The 23,517-nt window shown below is 64.6% G+C and carries 23 protein-coding genes; 21 read left to right on the top strand and 2 right to left on the bottom strand.

From position 1 onward, the window contains the following. Positions 1–37 precede the first annotated feature (37 nt). The 3 genes from chvE to mmsB all read left to right on the top strand — a co-directional run bounded on the left by chvE (position 38) and on the right by mmsB (position 3,940). Positions 38–1,111, top strand: a complete 1,074-nt coding sequence (gene chvE / locus MTR72_RS20670) for a multiple monosaccharide ABC transporter substrate-binding protein (RefSeq protein ID WP_280964849.1) — start codon at positions 38–40, stop codon at positions 1,109–1,111. Positions 1,112–1,175: 64 nt separating this feature from the next. Next, positions 1,176–2,753, top strand: a complete 1,578-nt coding sequence (gene mmsA, locus MTR72_RS20665) for a multiple monosaccharide ABC transporter ATP-binding protein (RefSeq protein ID WP_280964848.1) — start codon at positions 1,176–1,178, stop codon at positions 2,751–2,753. Next, positions 2,750–3,940, top strand: a complete 1,191-nt coding sequence (gene mmsB, locus MTR72_RS20660; RefSeq protein ID WP_280964847.1) for a multiple monosaccharide ABC transporter permease — start codon at positions 2,750–2,752, stop codon at positions 3,938–3,940. Before mmsA ends, mmsB begins: the two co-directional genes overlap by 4 nt. Positions 3,941–4,003: 63 nt before the next feature. Here the strand turns inward: mmsB and MTR72_RS20655 are convergent, their stop codons facing one another. Both MTR72_RS20655 and MTR72_RS20650 read right to left on the bottom strand, forming a co-directional pair. Continuing rightward, positions 4,004–4,429: a cupin domain-containing protein gene (locus MTR72_RS20655; RefSeq protein ID WP_280964846.1), complete on the bottom strand. Its 426-nt coding sequence runs from the start codon at positions 4,427–4,429 to the stop codon at positions 4,004–4,006. A gap of 108 nt (positions 4,430–4,537) precedes the next feature. Next, entirely contained in the window at positions 4,538–4,693 is a 156-nt protein-coding gene (locus MTR72_RS20650) for a hypothetical protein (protein WP_280964845.1), read from the bottom strand. 177 nt (positions 4,694–4,870) lie between these two features. On the opposite strand from MTR72_RS20650, the gene MTR72_RS20645 reads away from it, so the two are divergent. From MTR72_RS20645 to MTR72_RS20560, 18 genes are all read left to right on the top strand, one after another. Continuing rightward, positions 4,871–5,446 (top strand): cytochrome c oxidase subunit 3 family protein, encoded by a 576-nt coding sequence (locus MTR72_RS20645; RefSeq protein WP_280964844.1) that lies wholly within the window; start codon positions 4,871–4,873, stop codon positions 5,444–5,446. Continuing rightward, a complete protein-coding gene (locus MTR72_RS20640; RefSeq protein WP_280964843.1) occupies positions 5,446–5,709 on the top strand; it encodes a cytochrome C oxidase subunit IV family protein in 264 nt (87 codons plus the stop codon). The genes MTR72_RS20645 and MTR72_RS20640 overlap by 1 nt, the downstream gene beginning before the upstream one ends. Positions 5,710–5,824: 115 nt before the next feature. Next, positions 5,825–6,277: a c-type cytochrome gene (locus MTR72_RS20635; RefSeq protein ID WP_280964842.1), complete on the top strand. Its 453-nt coding sequence runs from the start codon at positions 5,825–5,827 to the stop codon at positions 6,275–6,277. 37 nt (positions 6,278–6,314) lie between these two features. Beyond that, positions 6,315–7,661: a cbb3-type cytochrome c oxidase subunit I gene (locus MTR72_RS20630; protein WP_341510882.1), complete on the top strand. Its 1,347-nt coding sequence runs from the start codon at positions 6,315–6,317 to the stop codon at positions 7,659–7,661. A 62-nt stretch (positions 7,662–7,723) separates the two neighbouring features. Continuing rightward, complete coding sequence (locus MTR72_RS20625) at positions 7,724–8,536, top strand: CbbQ/NirQ/NorQ/GpvN family protein (protein ID WP_280964840.1); 813 nt, start codon at positions 7,724–7,726, stop codon at positions 8,534–8,536. Between the two features lie 10 nt (positions 8,537–8,546). Continuing rightward, entirely contained in the window at positions 8,547–10,457 is a 1,911-nt protein-coding gene (locus tag MTR72_RS20620; RefSeq protein WP_280964839.1) for a nitric oxide reductase activation protein NorD, read from the top strand. 75 nt (positions 10,458–10,532) lie between these two features. Then, entirely contained in the window at positions 10,533–11,198 is a 666-nt protein-coding gene (locus MTR72_RS20615) for an HAD family hydrolase (protein ID WP_280964838.1), read from the top strand. A 7-nt stretch (positions 11,199–11,205) separates the two neighbouring features. After that, positions 11,206–12,156: a sugar-binding transcriptional regulator gene (locus MTR72_RS20610; protein ID WP_280964837.1), complete on the top strand. Its 951-nt coding sequence runs from the start codon at positions 11,206–11,208 to the stop codon at positions 12,154–12,156. A 309-nt stretch (positions 12,157–12,465) separates the two neighbouring features. Continuing rightward, positions 12,466–13,779 (top strand): ABC transporter substrate-binding protein, encoded by a 1,314-nt coding sequence (locus MTR72_RS20605; protein WP_280964836.1) that lies wholly within the window; start codon positions 12,466–12,468, stop codon positions 13,777–13,779. Between the two features lie 96 nt (positions 13,780–13,875). Beyond that, positions 13,876–14,748: a carbohydrate ABC transporter permease gene (locus MTR72_RS20600; protein ID WP_280964835.1), complete on the top strand. Its 873-nt coding sequence runs from the start codon at positions 13,876–13,878 to the stop codon at positions 14,746–14,748. Between the two features lie 3 nt (positions 14,749–14,751). Then, the gene (locus MTR72_RS20595) at positions 14,752–15,582 is read left to right on the top strand and encodes a carbohydrate ABC transporter permease (protein WP_280964834.1); all 831 of its coding nucleotides are present in this window, start codon (positions 14,752–14,754) and stop codon (positions 15,580–15,582) included. Positions 15,583–15,597: 15 nt separating this feature from the next. Further along, positions 15,598–16,605 (top strand): ABC transporter ATP-binding protein, encoded by a 1,008-nt coding sequence (locus MTR72_RS20590; RefSeq protein ID WP_280964833.1) that lies wholly within the window; start codon positions 15,598–15,600, stop codon positions 16,603–16,605. Between the two features lie 34 nt (positions 16,606–16,639). Beyond that, complete coding sequence (locus MTR72_RS20585) at positions 16,640–17,413, top strand: SDR family NAD(P)-dependent oxidoreductase (RefSeq protein WP_280964832.1); 774 nt, start codon at positions 16,640–16,642, stop codon at positions 17,411–17,413. A 38-nt stretch (positions 17,414–17,451) separates the two neighbouring features. Beyond that, complete coding sequence (locus tag MTR72_RS20580) at positions 17,452–19,101, top strand: FGGY-family carbohydrate kinase (protein ID WP_341510881.1); 1,650 nt, start codon at positions 17,452–17,454, stop codon at positions 19,099–19,101. A gap of 5 nt (positions 19,102–19,106) precedes the next feature. After that, a complete protein-coding gene (locus MTR72_RS20575) occupies positions 19,107–20,042 on the top strand; it encodes a carbohydrate kinase family protein (protein ID WP_280964830.1) in 936 nt (311 codons plus the stop codon). A 125-nt stretch (positions 20,043–20,167) separates the two neighbouring features. After that, positions 20,168–21,589: an amidase gene (locus MTR72_RS20570; RefSeq protein WP_280964829.1), complete on the top strand. Its 1,422-nt coding sequence runs from the start codon at positions 20,168–20,170 to the stop codon at positions 21,587–21,589. Between the two features lie 86 nt (positions 21,590–21,675). After that, complete coding sequence (locus MTR72_RS20565; protein WP_280964828.1) at positions 21,676–22,626, top strand: ABC transporter permease; 951 nt, start codon at positions 21,676–21,678, stop codon at positions 22,624–22,626. Further along, complete coding sequence (locus MTR72_RS20560) at positions 22,623–23,516, top strand: ABC transporter permease (RefSeq protein ID WP_341510880.1); 894 nt, start codon at positions 22,623–22,625, stop codon at positions 23,514–23,516. Before MTR72_RS20565 ends, MTR72_RS20560 begins: the two co-directional genes overlap by 4 nt. The last annotated feature ends 1 nt before the right edge of the window (position 23,517 follow it).

Here is a 23,517-nt window from a genome sequence, read left to right as displayed (position 1 = left end):
TCAACGACTACGCAACGACACCCAAAGGGAGTGAAACATGCTGAAATTGAAGACGACGTTCCTTGCGCTCGCCCTGGCGGGAGCCGCCGCCATGGCTGCGGACGGCCCTGTATTCGCCCAAGACAAGCCGACCGTCGGCATCGCCATGCCGACGAAATCCTCCGCGCGCTGGATCGACGACGGCAACAACATGGTCAAGGTGCTGAAGGAGCGCGGGTACAACACCGACCTGCAATATGCGGAGGATGACATTCCGAACCAGCTCTCGCAGGTCGAGAACATGGTGACCAAGGGCGCCAAGGCGCTGGTCATTGCAGCGATTGACGGCACCACGCTTTCCGACGTGCTGAAGCAGGCCAAGGCCAAGGGCATCACCGTCATCGCCTATGATCGCCTGATCCGCGGCACGCCCAACGTCGACTACTACGCGACGTTCGACAACTTCCAGGTCGGCGTGCTCCAGGCGCAGTCGATCGAGCAGGGTCTTGGTCTGAAGGAAGGCAAAGGCCCCTTCAACATCGAGTTGTTCGGCGGCTCGCCGGACGACAACAACGCCTACTTCTTCTACAATGGCGCAATGTCAGTGCTGAAACCCTACATTGACAGCGGCAAGCTCGTCGTCGTCTCCGGCCAGATGGGCATGGACAAGGTCGCAACGCTGCGCTGGGATGGCGCCACCGCGCAGGCCCGCATGGACAACCTGCTCAGCGCCTACTACGGCAACAAGAAGGTCAACGCCGTGCTGTCGCCCTATGATGGCCTCTCGATCGGCATCATCTCGTCGCTGAAGGGCGTCGGCTATGGCAGCGCCGACCAGCCGATGCCTGTTATCAGCGGCCAGGATGCGGAAGTGCCCTCGATCAAGGCGATGCTGCGCGGCGATCAGTATTCGACCATCTTCAAGGATACCCGCGATCTCGCCAAGGTCACCGCCGACATGGTCGACGCGGCCCTCGCCGGCAAGCAGGTCACCGTCAACGACACCAAGACCTACGAGAACGGCGTCAAGACGGTGCCGTCCTATCTGCTCAAGCCGGTCGTGGTCTACAAGAACAATTGGGAGAAGGTTTTGGTTGACAGCGGCTACTACAAGAAGTCGCAATTCCAGTGAGCGACGGGTCCGGCAGGCGGGCGGCGCCTGCCGGACCATACTTCCTTAGGATGGGACAACGACGATGACCCCGATGCTGGAGATGCGCAACGTCAGCAAGAGCTTCGCCGGTGTGCAGGCGCTGCGCGACGTCAATTTCTCGGTCGAGGCAGGGCAGATCCACGCGCTCGTCGGCGAGAACGGCGCCGGCAAGTCCACGCTGATGAAAGTGCTGAGCGGAGTCTATGCGCATGGCAGCTACGAAGGCACCATCGTCTTCGACGGCGAGGAGCGCCGCTTCCGCGACATCAACGATTCGGAGGCGCTCGGCATCATCATCATCCACCAGGAGCTGGCGCTGATCCCGCTGATGTCGATCGCGGAGAACATCTTCCTGTCGCACCCGCCATCGAAGCTCGGCGTCATCGACCGTGACGAGGTGTACCGTCGCACGCGGGAGCTTCTGGCCCAGGTCGGCCTAAGGGAGTCGCCGGACACGCTGATCACCGATCTCGGTGTCGGCAAGCAGCAGCTCGTCGAGATTGCGAAAGCACTGTCCAAGCGGGTGCGGATGCTGATCCTGGACGAGCCGACCGCGAGCCTCAACGAGGCCGACAGCGCGGCGCTGCTCGATCGCCTGATGAAATTCCGGGAGCAGGGCATCGGCTCGATCCTGATCTCGCACAAGCTGAACGAGGTCGCCCGCGTCGCCGACCACATCACGGTGCTGCGCGATGGCCGCACCGTCGACAGCATCGACTGCCGTGCCGGACCGGTCGAGGAAGACCGCATCATCCGCAGCATGGTCAACCGCGATCTCGCCCATCGCTTTCCGGAGCGCAGCGCGACGATCGGCGAGCCCGTGCTCGAGGTCTCGAATTGGTCGGTCTACCATCCGATCCATCCCGAACGGCAGGTTATCAAGAACGTCGGTTTCAGCGTCAAGCGCGGCGAGGTCGTGGGCATCGCGGGACTGATGGGCGCGGGCCGCACCGAGTTCGCCATGAGCCTGTTCGGGCGTTCCTGGGGCACCAATGTCAGCGGCGGTCTCCGGCTCGAAGGCAGGGAGATGGTGCTGCCGAGCGTGGCGGCCGCGATCGACGCGGGCCTTGCCTATGTCACCGAGGACCGCAAGCAGCTCGGGCTGATCCTCGCCGACGACGTGCGCAAGAACATCACGCTCGCAAGCCTCGATCAGGTCGCGCCCGGCCGGATGATCGACGACATCGCCGAGCTGAAGGTCGCGAGCGACTACCGCAACCGGATGCGCATACGCTGCTCCGACGTCTATCAGGAGACCGGCCAGCTCTCTGGCGGCAACCAGCAGAAGGTCGTGCTGTCGAAATGGCTGATGACCGATCCTAAGGTGCTGGTCCTGGATGAGCCGACACGCGGCATCGACGTCGGTGCCAAATACGAGATTTACTGTATCATCAACGAGCTCGCGGAGGCCGGCCGCGGTGTCGTGGTGATCTCCTCGGAAATGCCCGAGCTGCTCGGTATCTGCGATCGCATCTGCGTCATGAACGACGGTGCTTTCGTCGGCGAGTTTCCCGCAACCGAGGCGACGCAGGAGAAGATCATGCGCGCCATCATGCGCAACGACAGAGACTTTGGGAGCGGCGTGCCTGAGGCCGCGGAGATGGGAGGATCGCAGCCATGACCGACAAGACGGTTTCGCTGCCCGAGGAGCGCCGGCACGGTAGCTTCATCAAGAACAACTTACGCAACTACGGCATGCTGATATCGCTCGTTGCGATCATGTTGTTCTTCCAGGTGGTCACCGGCGGCACGCTGCTCCAGCCGCTCAACCTCACCAATCTCGTGCTGCAGAACAGCTACATCGTCATCATGGCGCTGGGCATGCTGCTGGTGATCGTGACCGGCCATATCGATCTCTCGGTCGGCTCGGTCGCGGGCTTCATCGGCGCCGTGGCTGCGGTGCTGATGGTGACGTACAAGGTCGACTACACCATCGCCTTCATCGCCTGCCTCTTGGTCGGTGCCGCCATCGGCGCGGCTCAGGGCTATTGGGTGGCCTATTTCGGCATCCCGTCCTTCATCGTCACGCTGGCCGGCATGCTCGTATTCAAAGGGCTTGCGCTCGCGGTCTTGCAGGGTCAATCGCTCGGGCCGTTCCCGCCGACCTTCCAGAAACTGTCCTCGGGCTTCATTCCGGAGCTTCTGCCCGAGGCCGGCACGCTGCATCCGACCTCGATGCTGATCGGCGCCGTGCTGGCGCTGGCGCTGGTCTATGCCAGCGCCAAGAGCCGCTCGCGCGAGCAGTCGCACGGAATCGAGGTCGAGCCTTACGCGTTCTTCCTCGGCAAGAGCGTCGTGCTTGCCTGCGCTGTGCTCTATTTCACCTATCTGATCGCGACCTATCGGGGCCTGCCGAACGTGCTGGTGATCATGAGTGCGCTGATCGCGCTCTACGGCTTCGTCACCCGCCGCACCGTGATCGGACGTCAGATCTACGCCGTCGGCGGCAATGCCAAGGCAGCAAAGCTCTCGGGTATCAAGACCGAGCGGCTCACCTTCTTCACCTTCGTCAACATGGGCGTGCTTGCTGCGCTGGCCGGCCTCGTCTTCGCGGCACGCCTCAACACCGCGACCCCGAAGGCAGGCCTCGGCTTCGAGCTCGACGTCATCGCCGCCTGCTTCATCGGCGGCGCCTCGGCCTATGGCGGAGTGGGGCGCGTCGGCGGTGCCGTGGTCGGCGCCATGATCATGGGCGTGATGAACAACGGTATGTCGATCCTCGGCATCGGCATCGATTACCAGCAGGTCATCAAGGGCCTGGTGCTGCTCGGTGCTGTCTGCATCGACGTGTACAACCAGCGCCGGTAGGCTGGCGACGAGATCGGCGGGCAAAGGCGCGAAAGCGCCGTGCCCGTCGTCTTCAGCAGTCGCTCAGGACTGCAGCACCGGAACCAATCCGTAGCGCAGCATCGTTTCCTTCAACTTGGCCGGGTCAGGCGTGCCGCTCGAGAGCAGGGCGGCCATTTCCTTGAAGTACTGCGGGCCCAGCACGCCTGGGCTGAGGATGCACAGGCAGGTCGCTGGCCGGGGCGAGCGGTTGGTGAAGCTGTGTACCGCGCCGCGCCGGATGAACGCGGTCTCGCCCGGGGCCACGTCGACATCCTCTCCGTCGATCCGCCAGGTCGAGATGCCGCTCAGTCCATAGATCGTCTCGTCCCAGCGATCGTGATAGTGAGGGATCGGCATGCGCGCGTTCGGCTGGAGCGTCATCTCGAACAGATCGAGGCTGCCGGCGGTATCTTCCTTGCTCTGCAGAAACGTGAGCTGCAGCGCGCCAAGATTGATGATCTCAGGCATGGCGATCTCATCGGATCGTGTGCGATAGCCAACACTATCGCGTTATGGCGATAAGCCAAGGGGCTCTGTCGTAGGATTGGGCACGCGGATGCTCTGCGTACCCTGCGACTACTGGGTCGTGAAGAGCACCACCGCGATGGCGACGGAGAGGCCGACCGCGGATGCGCTCGCCACGGCCGACAGCACGCCCATCCTTCTGAGCGCCACCGCGAACAGGATGATGATGGGGGCGACAGTCACCAGCCCGATTTGTGCATCGCTCATGATGGCCGTTCGCCGCTCCATGGAACTCCCTGACTGAGACCGTTCGTACGGCGGGGCGGCGGGCTCGACGTTGCGCGGGGGCAAACAACTTTCTCTCGGTCGCCTTGTTTGTCGCGCGACAAATTTGAGCCGCGAGGTGTGGGCTAAGGCTGGCCGGTGTCCTGATCCGGAGAGCAGATGTCGGCAACCGAGTGCGAACAAGAGGGGAGCGGGTGGGGCATTTTGGAAGATCTTCCCGGCGATCCCATGATCTGGGTGCTGATCTTCAGCGAACTGGCCGCGTTCGGTCTGTTCATTGGCGCCTTCGTGACCGCCCGGGTGCTTCACCCGGCAATGTTCGCAGCCGGGCAGGCGGCTCTTGATTCGCGTCTTGCCGGGCTCAACACGGTCGTCCTGGTGACAAGCGGCTGGGCGGCCGCCCACGGCACGAAATCCGCGCGCGCCGGGGAAAGGCCGAGATCGCGCCGCTGGCTCGTCGGTGCCATGGTGCTCGGCGGCCTGTTCGTGGCGATCAAGCTCGTCGAATATGGCGGTGAGATCGGCCGCGACATTAGCCTGGAAACCAGCACGTTCTTCACGCTGTACTTTCTCCTGACCGGCTTTCACCTCCTGCACGTCTGCCTCGGCATCGTCATCCTTGCCGTGGTCTGCCGCCGCGCGGAGCCGACCGGCGTCGAGACGGGAACCGCGTTTTGGCACATGGTCGACCTGGTCTGGATCGTCATGTTCCCGGTTCTCTATTTGGTGCGATGATGGCGCCCGATCGTCTCGACACGACCTGGATGGTGCTGATCGGGCTCGCGCTTGCAACCATCCTGGTGCCATCGTTCCTGCCGCGGCCGCTGCTCGCCAACGCTCTGCTGCTTGTCCTCGCCGCCGTGAAGGGCCGCCGGATCGTGCTCGACTATCTCGATCTTCGCGCAGCGCCCGCGCTGTGGCGCAGCCTTGTGGGTGGGTGGATCGTCGTCCTCACTCTGTTTGCCTGGCTTGCGTCTGCCGCCGTCGTCTTGATCTGACGGCTGGGCGGCCATCGTCGCGCTCATTGCGCCCAGACAAAGACCGGACGGTGCCGACCGGCAATAAAAGCCATCATCGCTTCTCTCGATACGACTCAACCGGAAAGGATTGGCAATGGCTGAACGCCTGACCAAGTCGGCGGCACGAAACGTCTTTTACGGCGGATCGGCCTTCTTCTTCGCCATCTTCATAGGGCTGACGGCGCACAGCCACTACTACATGGTCACGAGCTCGACCGATGCGACGACGCTGACCGCGTCGGTCGCCCGCGGCAAGCACGTCTGGGAGAGAAACTCCTGCATCAACTGCCACACTCTGCTCGGCGAGGGCGCCTATTTCGCGCCCGAAGTCGGCAATGTCTGGGACCGCTGGGGCGGCAAGGAGGATCCTGACGGTGCGCGCGAGACGCTGAAGGCCTGGATGCAGGCGCAGCCGTCCGGCGCGCCGGGCCGGCGGCAGATGCCGCAGTTCAATCTCACAGATCAGGAACTCAACGATCTCGCCGACTTCCTGCAGTGGACGAGCACGATCAAGCGCCAGGATTGGCCGCCGAACAAGGCCGGCTGAGCATCCGCGTCCCGACCTCAAGACAGAGAGCACTTCGATGAAATATCAGACCCAAAAAGTCGCGATGCTGTATTTCTACGGCGCGCTGACGCTGTTCCTCGCCCAGGTCGCGTTCGGCGTCCTCGCCGGGACCATCTACGTCCTGCCCAATACCCTATCATCCATCCTGCCGTTCAACATCGTCAGGATGATCCACACCAATGCGCTGATCGTGTGGTCCCTGATCGGCTTCATGGGTGCCACCTACTTCTTGCTGCCGGAGGAGACCGAGACCGAGCTGTTCAGCCCGCTGCTCGCGAAGATTCAGTTCTGGATGTTCTTCGGTGCGGCCGGTGTCGCCGTGGTCGGCTATCTCTTTCACTACCACGAGGGCCGTGAATTCCTCGAGCAGCCCTTCATCATCAAGGTCGGCATCGTCGTCGTCTGCCTGATGTTTTTGTTCAACGTGACGATGACGGCGCTCAAAGGACGCAAGACCACGGTCACCAACATCCTGCTGTTCGGGCTTTGGGGCGTCGCGATCTTCTTCCTGTTCGCCTTCTACAATCCGGCCAATCTCGCTGTCGACAAGATGTACTGGTGGTACATCGTCCACCTCTGGGTCGAGGGCGTCTGGGAGCTGATCATGGCGTCCGTGCTCGCCTTCCTGATGATCAAGCTCAATGGCATCGATCGCGAGGTGGTCGAGAAGTGGCTCTATGTCATCATCGGGCTCGCGCTGTTCTCGGGCATTCTCGGCACCGGCCATCACTTCTACTGGATCGGCGCCCCCGGCTACTGGCAGTGGATCGGCTCGCTGTTCTCCACGCTCGAGGTCGCGCCCTTCTTCACCATGGTGATCTTCACCGTGCAGATGACCTGGAAAGCCGGGCGCAAGCATCCCAACCGCGCTGCTCTGCTGTGGTCGGTCGGCTGTTCGGTGATGGCGTTCTTAGGGGCCGGCGTCTGGGGCTTCCTGCACACGCTGTCCTCGGTGAACTACTACACCCACGGCACGCAGGTGACGGCCGCCCACGGCCATCTCGCCTTCTTCGGCGCCTATGTGATGCTGAATCTCGCGGTGATGGCCTATGCAGTTCCGCAGCTCAAGCGGCGTGCGCCGTACAACCAGTGGCTCAGCATGACGAGCTTCTGGATCATGTGCACGGCCATGATGACCATGACGTTCGCCTTGACCTTCGCCGGCGTGATCCAGGTCCATCTCCAGCGCGTGCTAGGTCAGAGCTACATGGACGTGCAGGATCAGCTCGCGATGTTCTACTGGGTTCGCCTCGGCTCCGGCGTATTCGTCGGCATCTCCGCGCTGATGTTCGTCTGGGCGGTGCTCGTGCCCGGCCGCGAGAAGCAGGCGGCCATCCCCGCCGCGCTACAACCTGCCGAATAGGCGCGAGGGGCGGCTGCGCAAGAAAAAGCGCGGCCGCCCGTCAGGAATTCCGGAGAGAGATCATGAAACCTGCACTTCACGCCGTGACGACGCCCGCGTCCGAGCTTCCGGCCTATGTCGCGAGCGGCCACGAATGCGCGCTGTTCGAACATGCCTGGCGTCATCGCCTGCCGGTTCTGCTCAAGGGGCCGACCGGCTGCGGCAAGACGCGCTTCGTCGCCCATATGGCGGGGCGCCTTCGCTTGCCGCTCCATACCGTCGCCTGCCACGACGATCTCACCGCGGCCGATCTCACCGGCCGCTATCTCTTGAGGGGCGGCGACACCGTTTGGACTGATGGTCCGCTGACGCGTTCGGTGAGAGAAGGCGGCATCTGCTATCTCGACGAGGTAGTGGAGGCGCGCAAGGACGTGACCGTCGTCCTGCATCCGCTCACAGACGATCGCCGCATCCTGCCGCTCGAGCGCACCGGCGAGGAGCTCGCGGCGCCTGCGAGCTTCATGCTGGTGGTCTCCTACAATCCCGGTTACCAGACGCTCCTGAAGGCGCTGAAACCATCGACGCGGCAGCGCTTCATCGCCATCGAGTTCGGCTTCCTGCCGCCGGAGCAGGAGGTCGCGGTGGTGGCGGCCGAAAGCGGTCTCACGCCGGAGCGCGTGCGGCCGCTGGTTCAGCTCGCCGGCCGGCTGCGGGCGCTGAAAGGACACGACCTGGAGGAGGGTGTCTCGACGCGGCTCGTCGTCTATTGCGCGACCCTGATCGCAGCCGGCGTCCCGACCGCCGAGGCCGTGCTGGCGGGCATGATCGAGCCCTTGACCGATGATGCCGATGTCAAGGCGGCCCTGCTCGACGTCACGCGCGCCGTGATCTCCTGAGGGCGGTGCAATGCTCGATTTCCTCGAGCTGGAAGAGACGGTCGGTCGCGCCTGGCATCGCCTGGTCGGCGGCACCGCGAGCTATCCGGTTCATGCCGAGCATGCGCTCTCGCTTAGCGAGGTGCGCCCGCGGATTGCGGTGATGTTCCGCGCGCTCGGCGGCGAGGCCGGCGTCCAGATCGCCAGCGCCGGCGCCCGCCGTGCGGGACACAGGCTCGGATGGCGGCAACGCATCGGCCTCGGCGATGAGCGCCTCGATCAGCCCGGACGTGACGCCGCGACCGTGTTCCTTCCCGACCGGATCGCGATCTTTGCCGATCGTGCGCTGAACGCGGCGTTGTATCGGTGGCTCGCCGCGTGGTTCGCATTCGCTCCCGCCGAAGCGATCGAAGAGGTCGATCCGCTGCGGCGCGATCTCCTGATGTTGCGGCGTGCGAGCGAAATCGCGGTCCTCGTGCTGGCGGAATGTCCCGGCCTGACCGAAGATTACGCGCAGCTGACCGCGGCAACAGCCATGGCCCGGCCGCGCCGGCCATTGCCGCGCATCGAGCAGGAGATGGAGCAGATCGTGCTCGCCCTGCTTGGCGCCGAAGCGCGGCCGGCGGGCAAGCTATGGCCGGCCATGATGGGCACGGGGCCGCTCCCGGACCAGGCGCCGCCAGGATATCACGCCATTCTGCCTTGCCCGCTCTGGGGCGATTGCTGGACGCGCGACCTCGCGCCGGCGGGAACGCATGACGACGAGGCCACCGGGACTGCGGCGTCCACGCCACCGGACGATCGCAAGCGCTTCGCCATCCGCGAGCGCGAGGACGGTGCCCGCCGTGATCCCTTCGTGCTGAACCGCTTCGAAAAAATCCTCGCGATGGCCGAGATGGTCCATGTCGATCGTCCCGCCGACGACAGCGAAGACGAGGACGCGCAGAAGGCGGCCGACGATCTCGACGAGATCACACTCGGGCGGCGGAGCGGCAAGCCCGCAACCCGGCTTAAATTCGATCTCGACCTGCCGCCGGAGGCCATTGATGCTTTGCGGCTCGACGCCAGCCTCACCTATCCGGAATGGGATTATCGCAGCGGAGCGTACCTGCCGGATCATTGCCGCGTGCTCGCCGCCGATGCGGCCGAGAGCGGCGAGTGCTGGGTGCCGGATGAGAGCATGCGCCATCAGATCCGCCAGGTGCGACGCAGGTTCGAGGTCTTGCGACCGCGTCACGAATTGATGCGGGCGCAGGCGGACGGATACGACCTCGATCTCGACGCGCTGGTGCGTGCACGCTGCGATCTGCGTGCCGGCAGCGGCGGGCTCGATCGCGTCCATGTGGCCATGCGGCCGCAGGGCCACGATCTCGCCGTCACCCTGCTGGTCGACGTCTCGCTATCGACCGATGCGTGGATCGATGGTCACCGCGTGCTGGACGTCGAGAAGGAGGCGCTTCTGGTGCTCGCCCATGGGCTTTCGGCTTGTGGCGATCACCACAGCATCCTGACCTTTACATCACGCAGGCGGTCCTGGGTGCGGTTAGAGACCATCAAGGCCTTCGGCGAACCCATGAGCGGGACAGTGGAGCGCCGGATCGGCGCGCTCAGGCCGGGCTATTACACGAGGATCGGTGCGGCTGTGCGCCACGTGACGGCCGAGCTTGCCCGCCAGCCACAGCGCAAGAAGCTGCTGCTCGTTCTGACCGATGGCAAACCGAACGATGTCGATCACTACGAGGGACGTTTTGCGATCGAAGACACCCGCAAATCCGTGCGGGAGGCGCGGCGGCTCGGCATCGCCGTGTTCGGCGTCACGGTCGATGCGACCGCGCAGTGTTACTTTCCGACGCTGTTCGGGCGCGGCGGTTACGCGATCGTCGGCAATATCCGGCGCTTGCCCGCCGCGCTGCCGGCGATCTACCGCCAGTTGGCGCATTAAGGCGCTGGAAAGCCCGCGACGACGTGTTCCAGGTGAGCTATTGCCCATCGATTGGGTATATGATCGAATGGCCGGATGGAAAATGGCCGCCCGAAGCCTGATCTGATCATCTTCGACTGCGACGGCGTGCTCGTCGACAGCGAGCTGCTGAGCTGCCGCTGTCTGTCCGAGGTGTTGGCGGAATTCGGGATCGCGCTCAGCGCAGAACGAGCACTCGAACTGTTCCTCGGACGCAGCACGAAGGCGATCGAACAGCACTATCGCGAAGTCGGGCAGGTCGTGCCGGAGGGATTTCTGCCGCGGCTGAAGTCGCACGTCCTGAAGACATTTGCCGCCTCGCTCGCACCGGTTCCCGGGGTGAGCGCCGTGGTGTCCGAACTGGGCGCGCCGTTCTGCGTGGCTTCGTCCAGCGACCTCGACCGTGTCTCGCTCTCGCTTGATGTCACCGGCCTCAGACCGCATTTCGGCGACCGGCTCTACACGGCACAGATGGTGAAGCACGGCAAGCCGGCGCCGGATCTCTTCCTCCATGCGGCGGCGAGGATGGACGCCGATCCGGCGCGCACGCTGGTGATCGAGGACAGCGTCAGCGGCGTGCAGGCGGCGAAGGCCGCCGGCATGACCGTCTGGGGATTTGTCGGCGGCAGCCATTATCGCGGCCGCGACGGCCGCGCTATATTGGGCAGCGCCGGGGCTGATCGGGTCTTCTCGCGCATGATCGATTTCTGGAAGGACGCTTGACGCTGCCATGGCCGCCGAGAATGAAAAATCCAGGCTCGACGATGCCGCGCGCGCCGGCTGGCTCTATTTCATTGCCGGCCATACGCAGGACGAGATCGCAAAAATGCTCCAGGTCTCGCGTGCGTCGGCGCAGCGTCTGGTCTCGCTATGCCTTGCCGAGCGGCTGATTACGTTCCGGCTCGAACATCCCATTGCCGCTTGCATGGAATTGGCGGCGCGCCTGAAGGAGCGGTTTGATCTCGCCCATTGCGAGGTGGTGCCGGCGGATCCTGCGGCGCCGCAGGCAACCGCGGGAATTGCCGAACGCTGCGCCAATCTGCTCGACTCAACGCTGCGCTCCGAGACGCCCGTGATCGTCGCGCTGGGTACGGGGCGGGCGGTGCGCGCCGCCGTCGAGCGCGTCACGCCGATCGATCGGCCCAATCACCAGATCGTCTCCCTGGTCGGCAACATCTCCGCCGATGGGTCGGCGAGCTTCTACGATACCGTCGGCCGCCTCGCCGACCGCACCGGCGCACGGCACTATCCGATGCCGCTGCCGTTCCTGATGTCGTCGGAGGACGAGCGAAACAAGATGGTCCGCATCGAGCCGATCGCGAGGGTGAAGGCGGTGGCGGCCAAGGCCGATCTTCGCCTCGTCGGCATCGGTCAGATGGATCAGAAGGCGCAGGTCCACATCGACGGCTTCGTCACCCGCGACGAATTGTTCGAGATGATGCGTCTCGGCGCGATCGGCGAGATCACCGGCTGGGCCTATGATTCCAAGGGCCGTCTGCTCAAGGCCGGGACCAACAAGCGCCTTACCAGCATTCCCCCCGACGTGCCGGCCAAAACCACGACGATCGGCGCCGCAGTCGGTGCGGCAAAAGTTCCAGCAATCGCGGCTGCGCTCAACGGCCGCCTGATCAACGGGCTGATCACCGACGAAGTCACCGCCCGGGCGATCCTCGAGCGGTAGGCGGCTCGCTTTCTCAACATCTTCCAAGTTTGGTAGGCGGTCTTGCCATCCGTAATGCTGTCATCATCCGCGAAAGCGGATGATCCAGTACGCCGCGGCCCCGCTTGGGGCAAACCAACTGACCGCACGGAGTACTGGATGCCCCGCCTTCGCGGGGCATGACGGGCGATGGTGCGGCGTCTCCCTCCCGCACCGCAGCACTCAGAAGTCGCTGGATGACCCGTGCGCCTGCTTGACAACGCTTCGCCTTGGGTTGAACATACGCTCAACGCGTGGGCATATGCTCAAAACGCGAGTAGGGAGGTCATCATGAAAAACGTCCTGGGCGCCGTTTGTGGCGCGTCTTGCCTGTTGCTGGCCGTCCCGGCGATGGCCGAAACCACCCTGACGATCGCCACCGTCAACAACGGCGACATGATCCGCATGCAGGGACTGACCAGTGAGTTCACCGCGAAAAATCCCGACGTCACCGTCAAATGGGTGACTCTGGAAGAGAACGTGCTGCGCCAGCGCGTCACCACCGACATCGCCACCAAGGGTGGCCAGTTCGACGTGCTGACCATCGGCACCTATGAGGTGCCGATCTGGGCCAAGAAGGGCTGGCTGGTGCCGCTCGCCAATCTCGGCGCCGATTACGACGTCGCCGATCTTCTGCCGAAGATCCGGGACGCGGTCTCCGTCGACGGCAAGCTCTACGCCGCGCCGTTCTACGGCGAGAGTTCCATGGTGATGTACCGTACCGACCTGTTCCAGAAGGCTGGCCTCACCATGCCGGAGAAGCCGACCTGGGATTTCGTGATCGACGCGGCCAAGAAGCTCACCGACAAGAGCGCCGGCGTCTACGGCATCTGCCTGCGCGGCAAGGCCGGCTGGGGCGAGAACATGGCTTTCCTCTCCGCCATGGCCAATTCCTATGGCGCGCGCTGGTTCGACGAGAAGTGGGAGCCGCAGTTCAACACGCCGGAATGGAAGAAGACGCTGGCGACCTATGTCGACCTGATGAAGCAGGCCGGGCCTCCCGGCGCGAGTTCGAACGGCTTCAACGAGAACCTGGCGCTGTTCAATGCCGGCAAGTGCGCGATGTGGATCGATGCCACGGTCGCGGCCTCCTTCGTCACCAATCCGAAGGACTCCAAGGTCGCCGACAAGGTCGGCTTCGCACTCGCGCCGAACAGCGGGCTCGGCAAGAATGCCAACTGGCTGTGGGCCTGGAATCTCGCGATTCCTGCCGGCTCGAAGAAGACGGAAGCGGCCGAGAAATTCATCGCCTGGGCCACCAGCAAGGACTACACCAAGCTCGTGGCCTCGAAGGAAGGCTGGGCCAACGTGCCGCCGGGCACGCGGACCTCGCTCTACCAGAACCCTGACTACCTGAAGGTCGCGCCGTTCGCCAAGCTGACGCTGGCCTCCATCGACGCCGCCGATCCGAACAAGCCGACCGTGAAGCCCGTGCCCTATGTCGGCGTGCAGTACGCCGCCATCCCCGAATTCCAGGGCATCGGCACGCAGGTGGGTCAGCAATTCTCCGCGGCCCTTGCCGGATCGACCACTGTCGATGCGGCGCTCTCCGCCGCGCAATCCTCGACCGAGCGCGAGATGAAGCGCGCCGGCTACATCAAGTGAGGCGAAACCCGAGCTCTCCCTCCTGAGCTCAAACTGGCGGCCATCCGCCACAACCGACGGATGGTCGCCTTCTTCCCGGCAAAGGAGAAGCCAGAGATGGCAACCCGGCAGACGCAGTTTCTTGCGCGTTCGCTCCTGACGCCTGCGGTCGGGCTCTTGTTCATCTGGATGATCGTCCCGCTCGCGCTGACGATCTATTTCTCGACGCTGCATTACAGCCTGCTCGATCCCGGCTCGGAAGCGTTCGTCGGGCTGGAAAATTTCCGCTACTTCCTCACTGATCCCGCCTTCCTCGCTTCGCTCCAGAACACGCTGGTGCTGGTCGGCTCGGTACTTGCGCTGACCATCCTGCTCGGTATTCCCCTGGCGCTGCTGCTCGATCAGCCCGTGATTGGCCGCAACATCGTGCGGCTGATGGTGATCGCGCCGTTCTTCGTGATGCCGACGGTGAGCGCACTGGTCTGGAAGAACCTGTTGATGCATCCGGTATCCGGGCTGTTCGCCTGGCTCGCGTCGCTGTTCGGACTGACGCCGATCGACTGGTTCAACGACGTGCCGCTGTTCTCGGTGATCCTGATCGTCGCCTGGCAATGGCTGCCGTTCGCGACGCTGATCTTGCTCACTGCGCTGCAATCGCTCGACGAGGAGCAGAAGGAGGCCGCCGAGATGGACGGCGCCAGCGCGGTCTCGACCTTCATCTACATCACGCTGCCGCACCTCGCGCGTCCGATCACGGTGGTGATCCTGATCGAGACCATCTTCCTGCTCACGGTGTTCGCCGAGATCTTCGTCACCACCGGCGGCGGGCCGGGCCTTCAGACCACCAACATCGCTTTCCTGATCTATTCGCAGGCGCTGATCCAGTTCGACGTCGGCAGTGCGTCCGCGGGCGGCCTCGTCGCGGTGGTGATCGCCAACATCGTCGCCTTCTTCCTCGTCCGCATCGTCGGCCGGAACCTGGAGGCCTGAGCCATGGCACGGATGGCGACGAGTCGGCGGGTGGCGGTATCCACGGTGGCAGCTTGGCTGTGCGGCTTCCTGATCTTCTTTCCGATCCTGTGGATGGTGCTGGCGAGCTTCAAGACCGAGCTCGAGGCCTTTGCTGTTCCGCCGTCCTTCCTGTTCTTTCACTGGACCACGGAAAACTATGCGACCGTACAGGAGCGCAGCGACTATCTGCACCATGCGCTGAACTCGATCATCATCGCCGGCGGTTCGACGCTGATCGCGCTGCTGATCGCAATTCCGGCGGCCTGGTCGATGGCGTTCTCGCCGACCAAGCGCACCAAGGACATCCTGCTCTGGATGCTCTCGACCAAGATGATGCCGCCGGTCGGCGTGCTGGTGCCGATCTACCTGATCTACAAGAGCTTCGGCCTGCTCGATTCCCGCATCGGCCTCGTCTTCATCCTCTGCCTCGGCAATCTGCCGATCGTGATCTGGATGCTCTTCACCTATTTCAAGGAAATCCCGCGCGACATCCTGGAAGCCGCGCGCATGGACGGCGCCACCGTCGGCCGCGAGCTCGTCTATGTGCTGACGCCGATGGCGATCCCGGGCCTTGCCTCGACATTGCTGCTCAATCTGATCCTCGCCTGGAACGAGGCGTTTTGGACGCTCAATTTGTCGACCTCGAGCGCTGCGCCGCTTACCGTGTTCATCGCCTCGTATTCGAGCCCGGAAGGGCTGTTCTGGGCAAAACTGTCGGCGGCGTCGACGCTGGCGATCGCACCCATTCTCGTCCTCGGTTGGTTCAGCCAGAAGCAGCTCGTGCGCGGGCTCACCTTTGGCGCTGTGAAGTAGAAGGGCTGCCGGATCATGGGTCAGATCACTCTTCAAGATGTACAAAAGGCGTTCGGGCCGGTCCATATCATCAAGGGCGCCAATCTTGATATCGCGGATGGCTCCTTCGTGGTGTTCGTCGGGCCGTCGGGCTGCGGCAAGACCACGCTGTTGCGGTTGATCGCAGGGCTCGAGGACGTAACCGATGGACGAATTCTGATAGACGGTAAGAACGTCGTCGCCGTTCCGCCCGCAAAGCGCGGGCTGTCCATGGTGTTCCAGTCGTACGCGCTCTATCCGCATATGAGCGTGCGCGGCAATATCGGCTTCGGGTTGAAGATGGCGGGCCTCGCCAAGGACGAGATCAACCGCAAGGTCGAGGCGGCCGCCGCGACGCTGAACCTTACGCCCTATCTCGACCGCAAGCCGCGCGAGCTGTCCGGCGGCCAGCGTCAGCGCGTCGCGATCGGCCGCGCCATCGTGCGCGAGCCCAAGGCGTTCCTGTTCGACGAGCCGCTGTCGAACCTGGATGCGGCGCTGCGTGTGCAGATGCGGATCGAGGTCACGCGGCTCCAGAAGCAGCTCGGCACCACCGCGATCTACGTCACCCATGACCAGGTCGAGGCCATGACCATGGCCGACAAGATCGTGGTGCTCAACGGCGGCAAGATCGAGCAATATGGTTCGCCCCTCGAGCTCTATGAGAAGCCTGCGAACCTGTTCGTCGCCGGCTTCATCGGCTCGCCGAAGATGAATTTCGTGACCGGCGAATCCGCTCAACAACGCGGGGCCGCCACCATCGGCGTGCGGCCGGAGCATCTGAAGATCGAGCGTGATGGCGCCGGCGGCTGGCCCGGCACCATCTCGGTCGCCGAGCACCTCGGCAGCGACACCTTCCTCTATGTCGACGCCGGTCCGCTCGGCATGCTGACCGCGCGCTACATCGGCGAGCTGAGCCTGAGCACAGGGGATCGCGTGTCACTCGTGCCGGATCCTGCACGCATTCACCGCTTCGACGACGGCGGCAACGCGATCCGGTCCTGATCAACTGGGGCAGACAAGAAACGGGAAAACCAACATGTACCTGGAAAAATTCAAGCTGAACGGCAAGACGGCGTTCATCACCGGCGGCGGGCAGGGTATCGGGCTCGCCTGCGCCGAGGCGCTCGCGGAAGCCGGCGCCAGGGTCATCATTGGCGATCGGGACAGCAAGGTCGCCGACAGCGCCCGAGCCGGCCTGAAGTCAAAGGGTTACGACACCGAAACCGTGATCATGGACGTGACCGACACCAAACGCGTGGCGGAGGTTGCGGGCGATCTCGTGGCGCGCCACGGCAAGGTCGACATCCTCGTCAACAATGCCGGCATTGCACGCAGCGAGACCCCGGCCGAGACTGTGACGGATGAGCACTGGCTGAACGTCATCGACGTCAATCTCAATGGCACCTTCTGGTGCTGCCGAGAGTTCGGCAAGCACATGCTGAAGGCGAACAGCGGCGCCATCGTCAATGTCGGCTCGATGTCCGGCTTCATCGTCAATAAGCCGCAGGAGCAGTGCTTCTACAATGCCTCCAAGGCCGCGGTGCATCATCTGACCAAGTCGCTGGCTGCCGAATGGGGTGCGCGCGGCATTCGCGTCAATGCGGTCGCGCCGACATATATCGAGACGCCGCTCAATGCCTTCGTAAAGAGCAATCCGAAGATGTATGACGCCTGGATCGGCGGAACCCCGATGGCGCGGATGGGGCAGGTGGAGGAGATCGCCTCCGTCGTGCTGTTCCTCTCTTCCGAGGCCGCGAGCCTGATGACCGGCAGCATCGTGCTGGTGGATGGCGGCTACACTTGCTGGTAGGCTTGCGTCAAAACTGACGAGAGCGACCGGGAGCGACAATGCCGCAAGCGTATATCGGCGTCGACGTGGGAACCACGAGCACGCGGGCAGGGGTTTTTGATGCGGCCGGTAACCTCCTTGCGACCGCCCGGCACCCGATCCGGATATGGCACGAGGCCGGCGACATCGTCGAGCAGTCCTCGTCCGATATATGGGATGCGTGCGCGAAATCCGTGCGGGCGGCGATTGCGGAGGCCGGCATTGCGCCCGACAGCGTCGGCGGCATCGGCTTCGACGCCACCTGTTCGCTGGTGGTCCTCGATTCCGAAGGCCAGTCGCTCACCGTCAGCGCCTCCGGTGAGCCGCAACGCAACGTCATCGTCTGGATGGACCATCGCGCCACGACCGAGGCGCGGCTGATCAACGAAACCGAGGACGCGGTGCTGCGCTATGTCGGCGGCTCGATCTCGCCCGAGATGGAGATGCCGAAGCTGTTGTGGCTGAAGCGGCACCTGCGCGCGAGTTTCGATGCAGCCGGCCACTTCTTCGATCTGGCGGACTATTTGACCTGGCGAGCGACCGGCTCGCTGCAACGCTCGACCTGCACGGTCACCTGCAAGTGGAACTATCTCGCGCATGATGGCGGATGGAGCGCGCCGTTCTTCCAGCGCATCGGCCTCACGGACTTCGTCGCGGAGAAATACGCCCGCATCGGCACCGAGATTGTCGCGCCTGGCACAAGGCTCGGCGCCGGCCTCACCTGCGTGGCTGCCGCCGACCTCGGCCTGTCACCGGGCACGCCGGTCGGCGCATCGCTGATCGACGCGCATGCCGGCGGCATCGGCGCGATCGGCGGCCGCGACGGGTCGGGCGGAACGACGGATGTCTGCGATCGCCTGGCCTACATCATGGGAACGTCGGCCTGCATCATGGCAACGACGAAGGACCCATGTTTCGTGCCGGGCGTATGGGGCCCTTATTATTCCGGCATGGTGCCGGACTTCTGGCTCAACGAGGGCGGGCAGTCGGCCGCGGGCGCTGCGATCGACCATCTTCTCAAGTCGCATCCGGGCTATGCCGAGGCAAGCGCGGCGGCCCGCAAGGGCGGCCTCGATGTCATCGACTTTCTCGAGCGCCGCATCATCGCGCGCGCCGGCGATGCCAGCCGCGCCGCGCTGTTCGCCCGCGACGTCCATGTCCTCCCCGAGTTCATCGGTAACCGCTCGCCTTACGCCGACCCCGATACGCGCGCGGTGATCGCGGGCCTCGATCTGGATACCGATATCGGGTCGATGGAACGACTGTTCGTCGCCGGCCTGTGCGGGCTTGCCTATGGGCTCGCTGAAGTGATCGAGGCCTTTGCCGCACATGGCGTTCACTCCAGCATCATGATCATGGGTGGCGGCGCGAGCCGGAGCCCCTTGGTGCGGCAGATCATGGCCGATACGACGGGCCTGACGGTGGCGCTGCCGCAGACAAAGGAGCCGGTGCTGCTGGGCGCCGCGATGCTCGGGGCGGTGGCCGGCGGCGCCTACGCCTCGATCGGCGAGACCATGGCAAAGATGTCGGCGTTGGGGCGCCTGAGCGAGCCGACCACGCCTGATATGGCCGCGTTTCACAGCCGCAAGCGGGACGTCTACAAGCTGCTGCGCGAGGTCGACCGCAGCAGCCGCGTGGCGATGCGCGGCGTTGCCCTGTCCGGAGGTTGAATCGGATGCTGATTGCCTGCGGCGATGCGCTGATCGATTTCGTGCCCACGCGCAATGCCGAGGGCCGCGAGGCGGCGATGCCGGCCGTTGGCGGCTCCTGTCTCAATGTCGCGATCGGCATGGCGCGGCTGGGTGCGCCGACCGGCTTCGTGGGCGGCATTTCGACCGATCTGTTCGGACAGATGATCGCCGATCACGCGACGGCCTCGAATGTCGAGCTCGGCCTTGCGACTCGCGGCGATCACCAGACAACGCTCGCCTTTGTCCGCATCGTCGCGGGCGAGTCGCATTATGCCTTCTATGACGCCGAAACCGCAACGCGGAACTGGACCTACCGGCGCGGCACCATTCCGTTCGAGACGGTCGAGGCCGTCCATGTCGGCTCGACCACGCTGGTCAACGACAAGGGCGCGGCCGAGACCAAGGCCCTGATCGCGGATGCACGGGCGACGTCGACGATCTCGTTCGATCCGAACTGCCGGCCCAACCTGGTCAAGGACAAGCCAGCCTACCTCGCGCGCATGGTGGAGTTCGCGGATAGCGCCGACCTGATCAAGATGTCCGACGTCGACTTCGCTTATCTCTTCGGCGACGAGCCTTGTCCGCAGCGGGCGAACGCGCTGCTGGGGCAGGGCGCGAGCCTCGTCGTCATCACCCGCGGCAACAGCGGCGCCGTGGCGTGGCATGGGCGGGCAGGGCAGATCGCAGTCGCCGCGCCAAAAGTTGAAGTGGCCGACACCATCGGCGCCGGCGACAGCTTTCAGGCAGCGCTGTTGTTTGCCTTGCACAGGCAGGGACGGCTCGCCCGGCAAAAGCTAAGGGATATCGGCGCCGACGAGCTCCGCCGCGCGCTCGCCTTTGCCGCCAATTGCGCCGGTCTCACCTGTACCCGTCCGGGCGCCGATCCGCCGTGGAGCCGCGAGATCTCCCCGACTTGGTAAGCGGCGAGTTTGGCCATCGCAATGTCCGGGATGTTCCGGCGGACTGCGGCCATGCGCCAGCCGAAATGGACAGGATTGGCGTGCGCTGGCAAGGTCCGCGCGTTCTGATGCGAGCTGGTCCTTCAATGAGTAATGATCTCTGTTTCCTGTCCGCCACCGAGCTGCGCGCCCGTATCGGCGGCAAGGAGCTTTCGCCGGTCGAGATCACCCGCGCGGTGCTCGCGCGCGCCGAGGCGCTTCAGCCAGAGCTGAACTGCTTCATCACGCTGTGCGGCGATGAGGCGATGGCACAGGCGCGCGAGGCGGAGCGCAAGGTGATGGCAGGCGAGCCGCTCGGCCTGCTGCATGGCCTTCCCGTTACCGTCAAGGACATCGTCAACACCAGGGGCGTGAAGACCACCTTCGGCGCCGTTCCCTACAAGGACAATGTTCCGAAGGAGGATGCTGTCGCCGTCGCACGACTGCGCGCTCAGGGCGCGATCCTGATCGGCAAGACTACGACGCCGGAATTCGGCAGCAAGTGCCTGACGGACTCGCCGCTGTTCGGCCGCACCCGCAATGCGTGGGATGCGGGCCGTTCCTCCGGCGGCTCCAGCGGCGGCGCCGCGGTGGCCGTCGCCAGCGGCATCGCGCCGCTCGCGATCGCGACCGATGGCGGCGGCTCGACGCGGATCCCCGCCGCCTGCAACGGCGTGGTCGGAATCAAGCAGAGCAACGGCGTCATTCCGCACAGCCAGGTGCAGGATGCCTTCGGCAACCAGACCTATGTCACGCCGACCACGCGCACCGTCGCCGACACTGCGCTGATGATGCAGGCGATGGCCGGCGAGGATGCCTCCGATCCCTGGTCGATCGGCGTTCCCGTCTCCGATTTCATCGGCACGGCAGCGCCGCGCGGCGATCTGCGCGGGCAAAGGATCCTGTTCTGCCTGTCGCCGCCTGGACGTCCCGTGTCCGCCGACGTCGCGGCCAGCTTCAAGGCGAGCCTCGACCGGCTGGCAGGCTTAGGTGCCGAGCTCGAGGAGTTTTCCGGCGAGGGGTTCGACATCGAGCCGATCTGGCGCGCCATCAACCACACGGTCTGGCGCACGCGGTTTTCGAAGCTCGTCGCCGAGCATGGCGACGTCCTGAGCGATACTTTCGTGAAGCAGGTCGCTCTTGCGACCAATGTCAGCGGCGTCGACTATCAGGAGGCGATGTTCGCGCGCACCGCGCTGTTCCGCCGGGTGCAATCCCTGCTTGCGCGTGGGCATCTGCTGGCGATGCCGACCGTCACCCGCACCGCGCTGCCGATCGACCAGGACCTGTTCGGCACCATCGAGATCGACGGTCAGCAGTTCGACAGCGTCCGACCGCATTGGTTCCCGTGGACCATGCTGTTCAACATGACCGGGCACCCCGCGGTGAGCCTGCCCTGCGGCTTCGGCCACGACGGCCTCCCGATCGGACTGCAGCTCGTCGGCCGCTTCCGGGCCGATGCCGAATTGTTGCGTGTGAGCGCGCTGTTCGAGGCCTCGCACGACCTTCTGTCCCGTTGGCCGGAGTGAGGCGTTGATGGCGTGCAGCAGGGGGCTTGCGTCGGGCGCCCGGACATGTTGATCGTGCCGCCCGTGAGCCCTGAATCCGAGCGCGCATGAGCGTATTTGTCCTCCGACGTCTCTTGACCCTGCTGGCGACGCTGGTCGGCGCATCCCTGATCATTTTCCTGGTGCTGGATGCCTTGCCCGGCAACGCCGCGCAGATGCTGATGGGCGCCGATGCGTCGCCGGACGCGGTGCGCGCGCTCACCGTCAAGCTCGGGCTCGACCAGCCGCTGACCATTCGCTACCTGCAATGGATCGAGGGGCTGCTCTCGGGCGATCTCGGCAACAGCTATGTCTACGGCACGCCGGTAGCTAGCCTGATCGCGGAGCGGCTGGTGCTGACCATTCCGCTCGCAATCATGTCCATGCTGATCACGGTGGCGCTCGCGCTTTCCGCCGGTATCTACACCGCCGCCAACCACAACAAGCTCGGCGACGTCGGCGTGATGTCGCTGACGCAAGTGGGCCTGGCGCTGCCGAACTTCTGGTTCGCCATCCTCCTCATCCTGTTGTTCTCGGTGCGGCTGCAATGGCTGTCGGCCGGCGGCTTTGCCGGCTGGGACGACGGCATCTGGCCCGGCGTCAAATCGCTGCTGCTGCCGGCGATCTCGCTCGCGGTGGTGCAGGCCGCGATCCTCGCGCGCGTGACGCGCTCGGCGGTGTTGGAAGTGTTGCGCGAGGATTTTGTCCGCACGGCGCGTGCGAAGGGGCTCGGCAAGCGCGAGGTGTTGTGGAGCCACGTGCTGCGCAACGCCATGATCCCGGTGATGACGGTGATGGGCCTGCAGTTCGCCAATCTGCTCGCCGGCACCATCGTGATCGAGAACGTGTTCTATCTGCCGGGGCTCGGCCGCCTGATCTTCCAGTCGATCGCCAATCGCGACCTGATCGTGGTGCGCAACTGTGTGATGCTGCTCGCGGCGATGGTCGTGATCGTCAACTTCGTGGTCGATGTGCTCTATGCCTTCATCGATCCCCGCATCAAGGTCCACGACCTGTGAGCGCGCCGCTGAGTTCGTCGCTTGACGCGCCGGTCGCCGCGCGTCCTCTCCCGGCCCGCACGTTCTGGCGCCGCGCGCTGCGGCATCGCAGCTTCATGGTCGGCGGCGTGCTCAGCCTGCTCGTTCTCGCCTCTGCACTATTGTCGCTGGTGTGGACGCCGTGGTCGCCCTACGAGATCGACATCGCCGCAAAGCTCAAGCCGCCGTCCGCGGCGCACTGGCTAGGCACCGATTCCTTCGGCCGCGACATCGTTTCGCTGCTGCTGGCCGGTGCCCGCTCGACCATCCTGGTCGGCATCATCGCGGTCAGCATCGGTCTCACCTTCGGCGTCTGCCTCGGCCTGATCGCCGCGGCGCGCCGGGGCTGGACCGAAGAGATCATCATGCGCTTTTCGGACTTCACCTTCGCCTTTCCGGCCGTGTTGTCCGCCATCATGCTCGCTGCGGTCGTGGGGCCCGGCATGGTGACGTCGATCGTCGCCATCGGCATCTTCCAGATCCCGACGCTGACCCGTCTGACGCGCGGTTCGGCCAACGCGATCTGGGCCCGCGAGTTCGTCCTGGCGGCGCGCGCCGCGGGGAAGGGCAGTTTCCGCATCACCATCGAGCACGTGCTGCCGAACATCCTGTCGATCCTGATCGTGCAGGCGACGATCCAGTTCGCGCTCGCGATTCTCGCCGAAGCCGCCTTGTCCTATCTCGGCCTCGGCACGCAACCGCCGCAGCCGTCCTGGGGGCGCATGCTGAACGACGCGCAAACCCTGCTGTTCCAGTCGCCGATGCTCGCGGTCTATCCCGGGGCGGCGATCGCGATCGCGGTGCTCGGTCTCAATCTGCTCGGCGACGGATTGCGCGATCTGCTCGATCCCAGGCTGGCGCGGGAGCGATGAT

This window comes from Bradyrhizobium sp. ISRA442, assembly GCF_038085055.1.
Lineage (GTDB): Bacteria > Pseudomonadota > Alphaproteobacteria > Rhizobiales > Xanthobacteraceae > Bradyrhizobium.
This window is presented reverse-complemented; position numbering and strand designations above follow the sequence as displayed.

Coding starts and splice junctions, on each gene's coding strand:
- mmsB (WP_280964847.1), top strand. CDS start 2,750: ATGACCGACAAGACGGTTTCGCTGCCCGAGGAGCGCCGGCACGGTAGC.
- MTR72_RS20650 (WP_280964845.1), bottom strand. CDS start 4,693: ATGAGCGATGCACAAATCGGGCTGGTGACTGTCGCCCCCATCATCATC.
- MTR72_RS20610 (WP_280964837.1), top strand. CDS start 11,206: ATGGCCGCCGAGAATGAAAAATCCAGGCTCGACGATGCCGCGCGCGCC.
- MTR72_RS20575 (WP_280964830.1), top strand. CDS start 19,107: ATGCTGATTGCCTGCGGCGATGCGCTGATCGATTTCGTGCCCACGCGC.
- MTR72_RS20640 (WP_280964843.1), top strand. CDS start 5,446: ATGGCGCCCGATCGTCTCGACACGACCTGGATGGTGCTGATCGGGCTC.
- MTR72_RS20600 (WP_280964835.1), top strand. CDS start 13,876: ATGGCAACCCGGCAGACGCAGTTTCTTGCGCGTTCGCTCCTGACGCCT.
- MTR72_RS20595 (WP_280964834.1), top strand. CDS start 14,752: ATGGCACGGATGGCGACGAGTCGGCGGGTGGCGGTATCCACGGTGGCA.
- MTR72_RS20615 (WP_280964838.1), top strand. CDS start 10,533: ATGGAAAATGGCCGCCCGAAGCCTGATCTGATCATCTTCGACTGCGAC.
- mmsA (WP_280964848.1), top strand. CDS start 1,176: ATGACCCCGATGCTGGAGATGCGCAACGTCAGCAAGAGCTTCGCCGGT.
- MTR72_RS20585 (WP_280964832.1), top strand. CDS start 16,640: ATGTACCTGGAAAAATTCAAGCTGAACGGCAAGACGGCGTTCATCACC.
- MTR72_RS20655 (WP_280964846.1), bottom strand. CDS start 4,429: ATGCCTGAGATCATCAATCTTGGCGCGCTGCAGCTCACGTTTCTGCAG.
- MTR72_RS20625 (WP_280964840.1), top strand. CDS start 7,724: ATGAAACCTGCACTTCACGCCGTGACGACGCCCGCGTCCGAGCTTCCG.
- MTR72_RS20590 (WP_280964833.1), top strand. CDS start 15,598: ATGGGTCAGATCACTCTTCAAGATGTACAAAAGGCGTTCGGGCCGGTC.
- MTR72_RS20570 (WP_280964829.1), top strand. CDS start 20,168: ATGAGTAATGATCTCTGTTTCCTGTCCGCCACCGAGCTGCGCGCCCGT.
- MTR72_RS20565 (WP_280964828.1), top strand. CDS start 21,676: ATGAGCGTATTTGTCCTCCGACGTCTCTTGACCCTGCTGGCGACGCTG.
- chvE (WP_280964849.1), top strand. CDS start 38: ATGCTGAAATTGAAGACGACGTTCCTTGCGCTCGCCCTGGCGGGAGCC.
- MTR72_RS20635 (WP_280964842.1), top strand. CDS start 5,825: ATGGCTGAACGCCTGACCAAGTCGGCGGCACGAAACGTCTTTTACGGC.
- MTR72_RS20620 (WP_280964839.1), top strand. CDS start 8,547: ATGCTCGATTTCCTCGAGCTGGAAGAGACGGTCGGTCGCGCCTGGCAT.
- MTR72_RS20630 (WP_341510882.1), top strand. CDS start 6,315: ATGAAATATCAGACCCAAAAAGTCGCGATGCTGTATTTCTACGGCGCG.
- MTR72_RS20605 (WP_280964836.1), top strand. CDS start 12,466: ATGAAAAACGTCCTGGGCGCCGTTTGTGGCGCGTCTTGCCTGTTGCTG.
- MTR72_RS20645 (WP_280964844.1), top strand. CDS start 4,871: ATGTCGGCAACCGAGTGCGAACAAGAGGGGAGCGGGTGGGGCATTTTG.
- MTR72_RS20580 (WP_341510881.1), top strand. CDS start 17,452: ATGCCGCAAGCGTATATCGGCGTCGACGTGGGAACCACGAGCACGCGG.